Here is a 13052-nt window from a genome sequence, read left to right as displayed (position 1 = left end):
AGCGCATGCGCTCAGCCCGCACGGCAGCTCCGGCTGCTGAGATCGCACATCGGCGGTCGATCCCTGCGGGGGTCGGCCGCCGCTGCGCGTCCAGGGCCGACAGGCGGGCGGCGGGAGGGAAGGCGCGAATCCTCCCCAACGCGCCCCTGTCCCCACGGCAACGCCCTGCCCTGGAGCGCTCGGCGCGCAGGGACGACCGTAGGGGTGTCGGCACGAGGCCGGCACCGGGCACGAGCCCGGGACAGCGGAAGGAACCGCCATGCACGATGTGATCGTCACCGTCCTCGGGAACGCGACCCACGATCCGAGGTTCACCAAGCCCGGGGCGGGCGCTCAGTCGCTCTACGTCCGGATCGCCTCCAACGCGAGCTACTTCGATCAGGACACGAAGACCTGGAAGGACCGCAAGACCGAGTACTTCAACGTCTACATGTCCAAGAAGCAGGCCGAGAACGTGCTGCTGAGCGTGAAGAAGGGCGATCCGCTCATCGTCACGGGGCGTCTCGGCACGAGCCAGTGGACCGGGGAGGACGGCGCCGACTCCTACTCGCAGACCATCCAGGCCGAGGCGGTGGGGCTCGACCTCACCTGGGGCGCGGCCGCCTTCGCGCGGCGCTCGCGGCGGGACGCCCCCGCGATGGACGTGCGCACGGGCGAAGTGCTGGACGACTCCCGCCTCGCCGCGCTGCGGGCAGAGGCCGGGGAGGTGCCGACGCGCGCCGAGAGCGCGCCCGCACAGGCGGGGGAGCGGGAGCCGGAGCGCGCCAGCGCGCAGGAGGAGTCGGAGCTCGTCGGCGCGGCCCCGTTCTGAGCCCTGCAGCCGGAACCGGGGCGGCGGCTGCGCGGTGTGCGCGGTGCGCAGTGCCATATGCCGGGCGCTCGCTCCGCAGTCCGCGGTGCGCAGTGCCCTATGGCTGGCGCTCAGCGCCCGCCGGCCACGGCGTCCTGGAGCGCTTCGGCGACATCCGGCAGCAGTGCGGTGCCCAGGGCGAGGCTCCTGCTCTCGCCCTGGCGCACCGCGCTGAACCGCGTGCCGTCCTCCAGGACGGCGACGATCGCCCGCAGGCGCTCTCCCGCCGCGGGCTGGGCGGGGCGGTCGCCGTCGGCCTGCGCCGTGCCCGCATCCCGTGAGGGGCCCTGCCACGATCCGGGGCTGAGCGCGAAGGCGGCGGCGAGGCCGACCATCCCCCCGGGCCACGCGAGCTGCGCGAGGGACTCGAGCGGATCTGCGCTGCGGGAGGCGGACTCGAGCTCGACCGAGGTCAGGTGCAGGGGATCGTCCGCGACCGATGCCGCGAGATCCTCGCCGAGCAGAGAGGCGAGAGAGGGCTGCTCCGCGAGGAGCAGAGCGCTGCGCAGGAGACCGAACCAGCGCACCTGCCGCAGGGAGTCGTCCTCCGTGTGGCGCGCGAGCTCCACCACCGCGGCGCCGAGAGCGGCGGTCGGCGGATCGAGGGGATCGACCTGGGGGGAGCGGCCGTCTTCGGCCCCTGCCTGAGGGGTCGAGTCGGAGCTGAGGGGGGCTGAGCCGCTCATCACGGTCCTTCCAGGGTGCGACAGTCACAATAGAGGGGCCACCGGCACATCCGGGGGCGCTTCACTGTATCCGGAGAGCACGATCAGGGCCTCGGCGACGGAGCCCCTCCGGCCGCCATCCTGCCCGCTCTCTCCGAGAGGACATCGTGAGCTTCTCCGCCCCCATCGGCGACCAGCCCCGACCTCCCCGCCCTCAGCCGGCACCCGCGGACGGCACGCGCCGTCCCATCTCGCCGCTGTCCATCACCGTCGGCGCGCTCGGCGCACTGATCGCGCTGCTCATCGCGGCCTCCGAGGTGTGGACCCGCTACCTCTGGTTCGACCAGGTCGGCTATTCGGATGTGCTGCTGACGCGCTGGGGCACGCAGGTGGTCCTGTTCGTGCTCGGGTTCCTCGCCTTCGCGATCCCGCTGTTCCTGATCCTGCGCCTGACGCATGCGCGCCGACCGGTGTACCCGCCCGTCACGCGCGAGCAGGAGGCGCTCGAGCAGTTCCGCGCCGCGGTCGATCCGCTGCGCCAGGGCATCACCTGGGCCGCACCCCTGGTGATCGGCGCGTTCGGAGGCCTCGCCGCTTCGCGGGCCTGGCAGGAGGTGCAGCTCTTCCTCCACCCGCAGGACTTCGGCCAGGCGGATGCGATCTTCGGGAAGGACGCGGGCTTCTACGTCTTCACCCTCCCGCTGGTGGACATGGTCATCGCCTTCGCGCAGTTCGCCGTGCTGGTCTGCGCCGTGGGCGCGGTGGCCGGCCACTTCGTCTACGGGGGCCTCTCGTGGGGCCAGGAGCGGGGGCTCGAGATCACGAAGGCCGCACGGCGGCACCTGGCGATCCTCGCGATGCTCTACGTGCTGCTGCTCGGCGCATCCCACTGGTTCCACCGCTACGACCTCCTCGTGGGGCAGCACGACCGCTTCCACGGCGCCTCGTACACCGATGTGCACGCGCTGATCCCCGCGCAGACGATCCTCGCGATCTCCGCCGTCATCGTGGCGGCGCTGTTCGGGCTGTGGATCTGGCGCGCCGACTGGCGGATCCCCGCCGTCGGCGCCGGGCTGATGGTGCTCTCCACCCTCGTGGTCGGCTCCGCTCTCCCCTGGGGGATCCAGCAGTTCCAGGTGAACCCCAACGAGCGCGCGCTCGAGCAGGAGTACATCCAGCACAACATCGACGCGACGCGGCTCGCCTACGGTGTGGACGACGTCGAGGAGGTCGCCTACTCGGCCTCCTCCGATGCGGAGCCCGGCGCGCTGCGCGAGGACGCCGACACCACCGCGCAGATCCGACTGCTCGACCCGGCCGTCGTCTCACCGACGTTCGAGCAGCGCGAGGCGAACCGCCTGTACTGGGGATTCGACGACATCCTCGCCGTGGACCGCTACGAGATCGACGGCGCCCTCCAGGACACCGTGATCGGCGTGCGCGAGCTGCGCCCCGACAAATTCTCGCTGGACACCCAGCCCTGGGTGAACCGCCACATCGTCTACACGCACGGCTACGGCGTCGCCGCGGCCTACGGCAACCGTCGCAACGCCGACGGCGAGCCCGCCTTCCTGCAGTCCGGGGTTCCCGGACAGGGCGCCCTCGGCGAGTTCCAGGAGCGCGTCTACTTCGGCAAGCACTCGCCCGAGTACTCGATCGTCGGCGCGCCGGAGGGCAGCGAGCCGCAGGAGTTCGACTACCAGGCGGGCACCGAGGCGGAGGACGCCGGCACGCAGCGCACCAACACCTTCGAGGGCGACGGCGGGCCGAGCCTCGGCGGATTCTTCAACCGGCTCCTGTACGCGATCAAGTTCCGCGACCCGAACATCGTGATCTCGAACTACGTGAACGAGAGCTCGCAGATCCTCTACGACCGCGCCCCCCAGGACCGCGTGAACGCGGTCGCGCCGTTCCTCTCGCTGGACTCGCAGATGTACCCGGCGGTGGTCGACGGCTCGCTGGTGTGGGTGATCGACGCCTACACGACGACGGATCGGTACCCGTACTCGCGTACTCTGGACCTGCCCCGGGCGACGCTGGACTCGCAGACCAGCCAGGAGGACGGCGGCACCCATCGCGCCCAGTCCGTGAACTACCTGCGGAACGGCGTCAAGGCCACCGTCGACGCCTACGACGGCACCGTGACGCTGTACGCCTGGGACACCGAGGACCCGATCCTCAAGTCCTGGAACGAGGTCTTCCCCGGCGCGCTCAAGCCCGCATCCGAGATCTCGGGCGATCTCATGGGCCACCTGCGGTACCCGGCGGACTACTTCAAGGCCCAGCGCGAGATCCTCGCGACCTACCACGTCACCGACGCCGATGAGTTCTTCGGCCAGCAGGACTTCTGGCAGGTCTCGCCCGACCCGACAGCCGCGGCGTCCCAGCGGGCCGACGGCACCTCGGGGCCGCAGCTCCCGCAGCCCCCGTACTACCTGAGCATGCAGATGCCGGGTGACGAGACCCCGCGCTTCACCCTCTCCTCGAACTACATCCCGGTGCAGGGACAGGGCGGTCAGAACGTCATGACCGGCTTCCTCGGGGTCGACTCCGAGACGGGCAGCGAGAGCGGCAACCCCGCTGACAGCTACGGGAAGATGCGCCTGCTGGTGCTGCCCACCACCAATCCGGTCAACGGGCCCAGCCAGGTGCAGGCGATCTTCAACGCCGAGCCCAACGTGTCCCAGGCGCTGAACCTGCTGAAGTCGGGCAACTCCGAGGTCATCAACGGCAACCTGCTGACGATGCCGGTGGGCGGCGGGCTGCTGTACGTGCAGCCCGTATACATCCAGTCCTCGACCTCCGGCGGCGGCACGCAGTATCCGCTGCTGCAGATGGTGCTGGTCTCCTTCGGCGAGAAGATCGGGTTCGCTCCGACGCTCGACGAGGCGCTGGACAAGGTCTTCGGCGGCGACTCCGGTGCGAGCGCCGGAGATGCCGCGGTGCAGGCCGACGGCGTCTCCGGCTCGGCCGACACCGTCACGGGCGAGGGGACGGTCGAGGAGGGCGCGGGAACCCCCGCTCCGGCTCCGACGGACCCGGCTGCTGAACCTGCACCCGCTCCCGCGGCGGGAACGCCCCAGGAGCGCCTGGACACGGCTCTGCGGGACGCGGAAGCGGCCACCGCGGAGGCCGATGCGGCGATGCAGGCCGGCGACTGGGCGGCGTACGGCGCTGCGCAGGACAAGCTGGCCGACGCCCTCACCCGCGCCGTCGAGGCCAATGCCGAGGTGCAGAGCGCGACCGGGGGCAGCGGCGGCTGATCGGCGCTCCGTGCCCGGCCGAGGCGGTGGACGTGGCGTCGTTCACGTTCACCGCCTCTCGGCTGGACCGGCCCGGCGGGGCGACGTAGAGTAGTTCTTGTCGACGCGGGGTGGAGCAGTTCGGTAGCTCGCCGGGCTCATAACCCGGAGGTCGTAGGTTCAAATCCTGCCCCCGCTACGAGATGAAGGGCCTGATCAGCAGCAATGCTGATCAGGCCCTTCTGCTGTGCTGTGCGCGGGACTCCCGCCCGGGCCCTGGCCTCTGCAGGCCAGGGCCCAGCGCGCGGCGCTCGCGGCACGCGGTCAGCGGCCTCCGCGAAGGATCTGCCCGAGGATCGCTCCGAGCCCGCCGTTCAGACCGCCTCCGAGGCCGCCGGATCCGGTGCCCCCGCCGAGACCGCCGCTGCCCGGCGTGGAGCCCATCCCGCCAACCAGGCCGCCCAGGATGTCGCCGAGGATCCCGCCGCCGCTGCCGCCCTGGCCGCCTCCCATGCGCCGGGCCAGGTAGCCCAGCACGATCGGGGCGAGGATCGGGAGGAGCTGGCGCAGGAGGTCCTGATCGCCACCGCTGCGGGCGCTCACCTGACGCGCCGCCGCAGCGGGGTCCTCTCCGAAGATGTGACGCACGATCTTCGAGCCGTCCTCCGCGTCCACCTGGTCCAGGGGGACGCTGCCCGAGGCGAACAGGGGAGAGGCGCTGTGCGCGGACAGCGCCTTCGCGATCGACTCCTCCTGGCCGCCCTCGACGGCGTTGCGCTCGAGGCCGCCGATCATGCTCGGCACGGCCGAGCGGACCGCCTCCTCGATCTCCTCGGGCTGCCGCCCGAGCTGCTGCGCCAGCTGATCGAGGGGGAGCTGGCCGAGGATGTCATCCGCTGCACTGGTCATGGTGGGCCTTTCGTCAGGGCTCGCCTCGCGGCGAGGGAGCCGGAACCGGTCATGGTGGGGAGAATCCTGCCATTCCCGATCCTCAGCTTCCTGATGCCCCGGTCTCCTGTCCCTGCAGCCGGCGGGTTCAGGATCGGCGCAGCGGCCGCGCAGTCCGATCGACGGACACGAACGCGCGCCGGAAGGAGCGGCGGTCGATGACCAGGAGGTCGTCGGGCCGCCACGGGTTCCGCAGGTGCACGTGGCCGGTGCGGCGATCCGCTCCCACCACTGCCATCACATGAGAGGTGGGGACCCGTCCCTGCGAGGTCCGCACGAGGAACGAGAGGGGATGGGTGGAGGCGAGCACGGCGTGCCCGTCGGCCGTCCAGCGGGCGAGGCGGCGCGAGGAGGGCAGCAGCAGGTGCGTGCGCACGCGCGCACCCGTCAGCGCCTGCAGCCCGTAGCGCCCGAGGCCGCGGGCGAGGAAGCGGTAGGAGCCCGCGAGGCGCTGCGCGAGCGCCTTCTCGACGATGCCCGCCCACCCGGGGCCGGCGGCGGCGCCCCGGCCCGACTGGGTCGCATAGACCCACGCGCCGGCGGAGTCCACCGGCATCATCCGGTCGACCTCCACCTCGATGCGCTGCAGGCGCCGCGATGCCGGCGCGAGCCGGCCGCCTTGCCTCTCGAAGAGCCGCACCCGCCCCGTGGAGACGCCGGTGCGCACATCGGTGCTCACGCCCACGAGCTCGTCGATCAGCTCGGGAGCGGCGCTGTGGATCGCGAGCAACCCCGCCATCACCCAGCAGTCCCCGAGCCGACCCTGCCGGGGTCGCGCCCGCAGATCGATGCGGGTGCGGTCCTCCCGGAAGCCGCTCGCGTGAGGGCCGAGGCCCACGGTCTGCGGGGCGGCCGCGCAGGTCTCGAAAGGCTCGTCGGGAGCCGCACCGACCCCGATGCCGGGGCCCGGATGCACGACTGCGCGCGCTCGCAGATCTGCGAGCGCGCGCAGCGCATGGCGCCATCTCATGCGCCGTGCCGGCCGTGGGAGCGGACGAGCGGCGGCATGGGACGGCCCGGTCTCAGTGGGACTCGGCGGGGGCGGCGGGCTCGACCTTCTGGCCTACGCGCTCCATGACCTCGCGGAACCAGGGCTGGTCGATGTCGAAGGCCTTGTGGCCGGCGACGCGGTCGAACTCGACGGCGCGCAGGATGTCGCCGCGCTCCTCGTCGTGACCGATGAGGCCCGAATCGCCCTCGAGGGCGACCTGCACGGCGAGGTCGGTCATCGACTTGATCAGGCGCAGGTCGTAGGCGTTCGCCTTCGCGGAGCGGGCGAAGTAGCCCGACTTCTGCACCATGGTCTTCTCGGCGCCGAGCTTCTCCGCGAACTGCTTGGCGAACCACTGGCCGGGGTTGATGGTGTCGAGCTTGACGTGGCCGAAGGGGTCCTTCTCGGGCTCCTCGCCGCGTGCCTGCATCTCGGCGACGATCTCGGGGATGCCGGCGCCCTCCGAGAGGAAGATGTTCACGCAGCCGGTCTCGTCCATGACCTGCTTGAGGCGCGCGGCCTCGCCCTCGATGTCCAGCGCCATCTCCGGGAGGAACACGGCGTGCACGTCCCAGCGGTCCGCGGACAGGCCGATCTGGGGCAGCCACTGCTGCTGGCCGTGCCACTCCTGGTAGAAGCGCGCCGCCTCCGCGGTCAGGTAGCCGCAGGCGCGGCCCATGATCTCGTGGACGATGAGCATGCGCGGGTTCGAGCCGTGCTCGGCGAGCACGTTCTGCGCGAACAGGCTGGTCTGCTCGGCGGCGGTCTTCGCGCCGAGGGACTGGCGGATGGGGACGATGTCGTTGTCGATCGTCTTGGGAAGGCCGACGACCTGGAGGTCGTAGTCGTTGTCGTGGAGGTACTTCGCCAGATCCGCCGCGGTGGTGTTGGTGTCGTCGCCGCCGATGGTGTGCAGGACGTCGACGCCGTCCTCCTGGAGCTTGCGGGCGGCGACCTCGAGGGCGTTCTCGCCCTCCTGGATCAGCCCGCGCTTCACGAGGTCCTTGGTGTTGGTGAGCTTCACGCGCGAGTTGCCGATGGGGGAGCCGCCGAAATCGTGCAGGCGCGCGGCGTGCTGACGGGTCTCCTCGTCCACCACGATCTTCTCGCCCGAGAGCAGGCCCCAGTAGCCGTGCTTGTACGCGATGATCTCCACATCCGGGACGAGCTCGGTGTACCGCTCGATGAGCCCGCCGACGGCGGAGGAGAGGCAGGGGGCATAGCCGCCGGCGGTGAGCAGGGCGACGCGCTTGAGAGTCATGGCTGTCCTTCACAGATCGGAGACGCGACCCCCGCCGCGCCGGAGCGCGAAGGGGCTGCGAGGTTCTCCGTCATCGTATCGAACCGGCCCGCTCCCGCCCGGGCCCAGGTCCCGCGTGGACACCCGCACCCCTGCCGCTCCAGCGCGGGCGCGGGGCTCGTTTCAGCCGCGCAGGGCGAGCGCCTCGAGGATCTCCTCGTGGAGCAGCCCGTTGGTCGCGACCGCGTTGCCGCCGAAGGGTCCGTCCTCGCCGGCGAGCGAGCTGAACCGGCCCCCGGCCTCGGTGACGATCGGCACCAGCGCGGTCATGTCGTGCAGCGCGAGCTCGGGCTCGGCGGCGGCGTCGACGGCCCCCTCGGCCAGCAGCATGTACGACCAGAAGTCTCCGTAGGCGCGGGTGCGCCAGAAGCGCTGCATCAGGTTCAGCATCTGGGGCAGGCGGTCGTGCTCCGCCCAGCCGTGCAGCGAGGAGTAGGAGAGGGAGGCGTCCTCCAGCTTCGAGACCTCCGAGACCCGGATCTGCGTGGCCGAGCTCAGGCGTGCGCCCGTCCAGGCGCCGGTGCCCTTCCCGGCCCACCAGCGGCGCGAGAGCGCGGGGGCGGAGACGACTCCGACGACGACCTCGCCGTCCTCGACGAGCCCGATGAGGGTGGCCCAGACCGGCACGCCGCGCACGAAGTTCGCGGTGCCGTCGATCGGGTCCACGACCCACTGCCGGGAGGAGCTGCCGGTCGTGCCGTACTCCTCGCCGATCACCTGGTCGCGCGAGCGGGAGCGCGAGAGCAGCGAGCGCACGAGCTGCTCGGCGGCACGGTCGGCATCGGTGACCTCGGTGAGATCGGGCTTGGTCTCCACCTGGAGGTCCTGCGCCTTGAAGCGCGAGGTGGTCAGCTGTTCGACGGCATCGGCGAGGACGTGCGCGAGGCGCAGATCATCGGCATAGGGACTGGTCATGGAGCCACCCTACGATGCACCTCGCCCTCAGGCCTCCCACGGGTCGTTGCGCCGCAGGGCCTCGTCGAGCCGGCGATAGGAGGCCAGGCGCGCCGGGCCCGCCGGTCCGGCCTCGCCGCGCTCGACCGCCCCGTCCAGGGCGCAGTCGGGAGCGTCGGCGGTATGGGTGCAGCCGCGAGGGCACGCCTCGGCGAGCGGTGCGAGATCGCCGAACGCCTCCAGCAGCTCCTCGGGACTCACGTGCCCGAGGCCGAAGGAGCGCACTCCGGGCGTGTCGATCACCCATCCGCTCTCGCCCGGGAGCTGCAGCGCGAGCGCCGACGACGACGTGTGCCGACCCCGGCCGGTGACGTCGTTGACCACGCCCGTGGCGCGACCTGCGCCGGGGATGAGCGCATTCAGGAGGGTCGACTTGCCGACCCCCGAGTGCCCGATCAGCACGCTCGTGCGGCCGGCCAGCTTCTCCCGCAGCGCCTCCAGGCCGACGATCCCCCCGTCCTCGCCGCGGTGCGTGACGACGTGGTCCACACCCAGCGGCGCGTACTGCTGCAGGAAGCCCTTCGGATCACGCAGATCCGCCTTCGTCAGGCACAGGAGAGTGTCCACGCCCGCGACGTAGGCGGCCACGAGGCAGCGATCGATCATCCCGCCGCGCGGCTCCGGATCGGCCAGCGCCGTGACCATGACCATGAGGTCGGCGTTCGCGACGAGGGGACGCTCGGTGGTGTCGTCGTCGTCGGCGCTGCGGCGCAGGAACGAGGTGCGCGGCTCGATCCGCACGATCCGTGCGAGCGAGCCTTCGGCGCCGCTCGTGTCCCCGACGATCCCGACCACGTCCCCGGGGACGACGGGGGAGCGCCCGAGCTCTCGCGCTCGCATGGCGGTGACCTGGCGCTCCTGGGGAGTGCCGGGCTCTGCGGTGGTGCGCCAGCGGCCCCGGTCCACTGCCGTCACGACCGCGGGGATCGCGTCCTCGTGGGCAGGCCGGATCTTCGTGCGCGGGCGGCTGCCGCGCTTGTTGGGCCGGATCCGGACGTCGGACTCGTCGAAGCGCATCCCCCGCGGGCTCACCAGATCTCCCCGGCCTGCGCCTCGGTGTGCAGCATGGTCAGCCACATGCCGACGAAGTCGGGGAGAGTCTTCTGCGTGGTGGAGATGTTCAGGACCTTCGTGTCCGGCACGCACAGGCCGATGATCGCGCCGGCGGTCGCCATGCGGTGGTCCTCGTAGGTCTCGAACTCGACGCCGTGCAGCGCCCCGGGATGGATCTCGAGGGAGTCCGCATGCTCCACGGTGCGGCAGCCGACCTTCTCGAGCTCGACCGCGAGGGCGTGGATGCGATCGGTCTCGTGGCCGCGGAGATGGCCGATGCCGCGCAGGTGGCTGGGCGAGTCGGCGAGGGCGGCGAGCGCCGCGATCGTCGGGGTGAGCTCGCCGGTGGCGGAGAGGTCCGCGTCGATCCCGTGGATCTCGCCGGTGCCGCGCAGGCACAGGTCCTCGTCCTCCCACCAGAAGGTGCCGCCCATCCGCGTGAGCAGATCGCGGTAGGCGTCTCCGGGCTGATCGGTGGTGCGCGGCCAGTCGGCGATCGCGATCTCCCCGCCCGTGACCATCGCGGCGGCGAGGAAGGGACCGGCGTTGGAGAGGTCGGGCTCGATGAGGATCTCGTCGACGAGGATGGGCCCTGCGGGCACGGTCCACTCGTGGCGGCCCTGCTCGTCGAGGCGGTGGCGGACGGCCACCCCGGCCCGCGCGAGCTCGGAGACGGTCATCTCGATATGCGGGAGGGACGGCAGGGACTCTCCCGTGTGGCACACGACGAGGTCGCTCTCGCAGCGGGCTCCCATGAGGAGCAGATTGGAGATGAACTGGCTCGAGGCGGAGGCATCGATCTCGAGCCGGCCGCCGGGGAGGCTGCCCGTGCCGCGCACGGTGAACGGGAGGCGCCCGGCCTCGCCGTGCTCGATGACCTCGACGCCCTGGGAGCGCAGCGCGGCGATCACGGGACCCATGGGGCGCACGAGAGCGCCCTCATCCCCCGTGAAGGAGACGTCGCCGTTGTGGAGCGCGGCGAGCAGGGGGACGAAGCGCATCACGGTGCCGGCGAGACCCGCGTGGATCTCGACGGGCTCGGCGGGATGCTCCGCCGGCGGGGGGATCGGGGTGACGCGCAGTGCGCTGTCCTCCACCGCGAGCTGGGCGCCCAGGCGCTCCAGCGCGTCGCTCATCAGCCGCGTGTCGCGGGAGACGAGCACTCCGCGCAGGAGCGCCGGGGCGTCGGCCAGCGCTGCGATCAGCATCCAGCGCGCGGTCAGGGACTTCGAGCCGGGGACGCGCACGAGCGCGTCCACCGGCTCCTCGGCGACCGGCGCCGACCACAGGACGTCCGACATGGTCAGCTGAACTGGTCTGCGAGCTCGTCAGCCTTCTTCTGGACCTTCTTGCCGAGCGCATCGGCCTTCTTCTCCAGGCGCTGCTGCGACTTCGTGGCCTGCTTCTGCGTGCGCTCGACGAACTGGCCCACCTGGTAGCCGAGCGAGGGCCGGCCTTCGCGGTCCACGAGCGCGAGCATGATGCCGCCGAGGAGGCCGGCATCCTTCAGGATCGAGGTGATCTCGTCGGTGCGCTCGGCGCCCTTGAGCTCCCAGACCTTCTTGCGGCCCGCGAGGCCGACGGTCGTGGTCGCCAGGAGCACTCCCGAGGCGAGCCGGGGGGCGCGGCCCGTGGCGTAAAGGAAGCCGGCACCGGCGGCGACAGCGCCGCTGAGGCGCAGGATGCTGCGCGCGTCGAGGAAGGACGGAGCGGGGGAGCTCTGGAGCGCCCGGTCGACCTGGGCGAAGGCGGCCGGAGCCACGCTGATCTCGCGCTCGGGGGAGATGGCGGTGCGCACGCCCTCGACGATGAAGGGGGCGGCCAGTGCAGGGCGAGCAAGACGACGCAGGAGCGACATGGGGTCCTCGCTTTTTCTGTGGGAGTGGCGGTCGTGCGGGCGCGCAGCCCGCGGTGCGGCCAGCCTATCCTGCGCAGCCCTCGCCCGGCCTCCGGGAACATCCGGCCGGGCCACGGCGTTGGAAGAGCCGACAGTGTGAACAGCGCCGGGAGCGGAGAGGGGTGACGTACCGTTGAGCACGATGACGACCATCGACCACGAACCGCCCTCCTCGCCTCCGCCGGACTTCGACTTCGAGGCGGAGGCCCTCGCGCACCTGGACTCCCTCTACGGCGGAGCCCTGCGCATGACTCGCAATCCGCAGGACGCCGAGGACCTCGTCCAGGAGACGTTCTTCAAGGCGCTGCGGGCGCGCGACCGCTTCACCCCGGGGACCAATCTGCGCGCCTGGCTCTACCGGATCATGACGAACACCTACATCTCGTCGTACCGGCAGAAGCAGCGCCGCCCCCGGGAATCCTGGAGCGAGGACGTCGAGGACTGGCAGCTCGCGCAGGTCGAGTCCCACACCAGCCGCGGTCTGCGCTCCGCGGAGACCGAGGCGCTGGACGCGCTCCCGGACTCCGCCGTGAAGGACGCCCTCGCGCAGCTGCGGGAGGATTACCGGATGGCGGTCTACCTCGCCGATGTCGAGGGATTCGCCTACAAGGAGATCGCCGAGATCATGGACACCCCCATCGGGACGGTCATGTCGCGGCTCCACCGAGGGCGGCGCCAGCTGCGCGAGGCCCTCAGCGGCTACGCCCGCGAGAGCGGCTACCTGCGCGATGAGGATGAGGACCGAGGGACGAAGGACGCATGAGCGAGAACACCAGCCCCCAGGGGACTGCCGACGCGACGGACCGCTTCGGCCTCGAGACGGCGCTCGACGGCGAGCTGCCCCGCGAGACCGTCGCGCGCATGACCGCGCACGCAGAGGGCTGCCCCGAGTGCGCGGAGGAGATGGCTCGCCTGCGCGCGCTCAAGGAGCTCGTGCGCCGCAGCTGCGCGAGCGAGACGGCGCCCCGCACGCTCCGGGAGCGCATCAGCATCCAGTACAGCCGCATCGAGGTGACGCACTCCCAGGGGAGCGCGAGCATCGAGACGCGCACCGTGCGCCGCAGCAGCTGATCGCCGCGCGCCGGGCGCAGTGCACGCGTCGGGCACGGTGCACGGGCAGTTCTGCACCTGCGCGGCGCTGAGGCAGAGCAG

The 13052-nt window shown here is 71.7% G+C and carries 12 protein-coding genes and 1 tRNA gene; 5 read left to right on the top strand and 8 right to left on the bottom strand.

Going from position 1 to position 13052, the window contains the following annotated elements; genetic code table 11:
- Positions 1–259: 259 nt before the first annotated feature.
- Positions 260–811, top strand: coding sequence for a single-stranded DNA-binding protein (locus tag Bequi_RS10485; protein WP_249737887.1), 552 nt, complete (start codon positions 260–262; stop codon positions 809–811).
- A gap of 110 nt (positions 812–921) precedes the next feature.
- Here the strand turns inward: Bequi_RS10485 and Bequi_RS10480 are convergent, their stop codons facing one another.
- A complete protein-coding gene (locus tag Bequi_RS10480) occupies positions 922–1536 on the bottom strand; it encodes a PPA1309 family protein (protein WP_249737886.1) in 615 nt (204 codons plus the stop codon).
- A 146-nt stretch (positions 1537–1682) separates the two neighbouring features.
- Between Bequi_RS10480 and Bequi_RS10475 the strand changes: the two genes are divergently transcribed.
- Both Bequi_RS10475 and Bequi_RS10470 read left to right on the top strand, forming a co-directional pair.
- Positions 1683–4778 (top strand): UPF0182 family membrane protein, encoded by a 3096-nt coding sequence (locus Bequi_RS10475; RefSeq protein WP_249737885.1) that lies wholly within the window; start codon positions 1683–1685, stop codon positions 4776–4778.
- 104 nt (positions 4779–4882) lie between these two features.
- Positions 4883–4956: transfer RNA gene (locus Bequi_RS10470), tRNA-Met, on the top strand.
- A gap of 125 nt (positions 4957–5081) precedes the next feature.
- On the opposite strand, the gene Bequi_RS14265 is transcribed toward Bequi_RS10470, so the two are convergent.
- From Bequi_RS14265 to Bequi_RS10435, 7 genes are all read right to left on the bottom strand, one after another.
- Positions 5082–5666 (bottom strand): DUF937 domain-containing protein, encoded by a 585-nt coding sequence (locus Bequi_RS14265; protein ID WP_283774909.1) that lies wholly within the window; start codon positions 5664–5666, stop codon positions 5082–5084.
- A 127-nt stretch (positions 5667–5793) separates the two neighbouring features.
- Entirely contained in the window at positions 5794–6675 is an 882-nt protein-coding gene (locus tag Bequi_RS10460) for a C2 family cysteine protease (protein ID WP_249737884.1), read from the bottom strand.
- Positions 6676–6727: 52 nt separating this feature from the next.
- A complete protein-coding gene (locus tag Bequi_RS10455) occupies positions 6728–7957 on the bottom strand; it encodes a pyrophosphate--fructose-6-phosphate 1-phosphotransferase (RefSeq protein WP_249737883.1) in 1230 nt (409 codons plus the stop codon).
- A 162-nt stretch (positions 7958–8119) separates the two neighbouring features.
- Positions 8120–8911 carry a histidinol-phosphatase gene (gene hisN, locus Bequi_RS10450; protein ID WP_249737882.1) on the bottom strand — a complete coding sequence of 264 codons (792 nt, stop codon included), beginning with the start codon at positions 8909–8911 and terminating at the stop codon, positions 8120–8122.
- A 27-nt stretch (positions 8912–8938) separates the two neighbouring features.
- Entirely contained in the window at positions 8939–9967 is a 1029-nt protein-coding gene (rsgA, locus tag Bequi_RS10445; protein WP_283774928.1) for a ribosome small subunit-dependent GTPase A, read from the bottom strand.
- Positions 9968–9978: 11 nt separating this feature from the next.
- Positions 9979–11304 carry a 3-phosphoshikimate 1-carboxyvinyltransferase gene (gene aroA, locus Bequi_RS10440; protein WP_249737880.1) on the bottom strand — a complete coding sequence of 442 codons (1326 nt, stop codon included), beginning with the start codon at positions 11302–11304 and terminating at the stop codon, positions 9979–9981.
- A gap of 2 nt (positions 11305–11306) precedes the next feature.
- Entirely contained in the window at positions 11307–11861 is a 555-nt protein-coding gene (locus tag Bequi_RS10435; protein ID WP_249737879.1) for a hypothetical protein, read from the bottom strand.
- Between the two features lie 181 nt (positions 11862–12042).
- Here Bequi_RS10435 and Bequi_RS10430 point away from each other — a divergent pair, with 181 nt between their 5' ends.
- Both Bequi_RS10430 and rsrA read left to right on the top strand, forming a co-directional pair.
- Positions 12043–12663 carry a sigma-70 family RNA polymerase sigma factor gene (locus Bequi_RS10430; RefSeq protein ID WP_249737878.1) on the top strand — a complete coding sequence of 207 codons (621 nt, stop codon included), beginning with the start codon at positions 12043–12045 and terminating at the stop codon, positions 12661–12663.
- Positions 12660–12971: a mycothiol system anti-sigma-R factor gene (gene rsrA, locus Bequi_RS10425; RefSeq protein ID WP_249737877.1), complete on the top strand. Its 312-nt coding sequence runs from the start codon at positions 12660–12662 to the stop codon at positions 12969–12971. Before Bequi_RS10430 ends, rsrA begins: the two co-directional genes overlap by 4 nt.
- Positions 12972–13052 lie beyond the last annotated feature (81 nt).

This window comes from Brachybacterium equifaecis (assembly GCF_023509525.1).
GTDB classification, from domain to species: domain Bacteria; phylum Actinomycetota; class Actinomycetes; order Actinomycetales; family Dermabacteraceae; genus Brachybacterium; species Brachybacterium equifaecis.
Note: the sequence above shows the minus strand (reverse complement) of the source record. Positions and strands in the feature narration are given on the sequence as shown.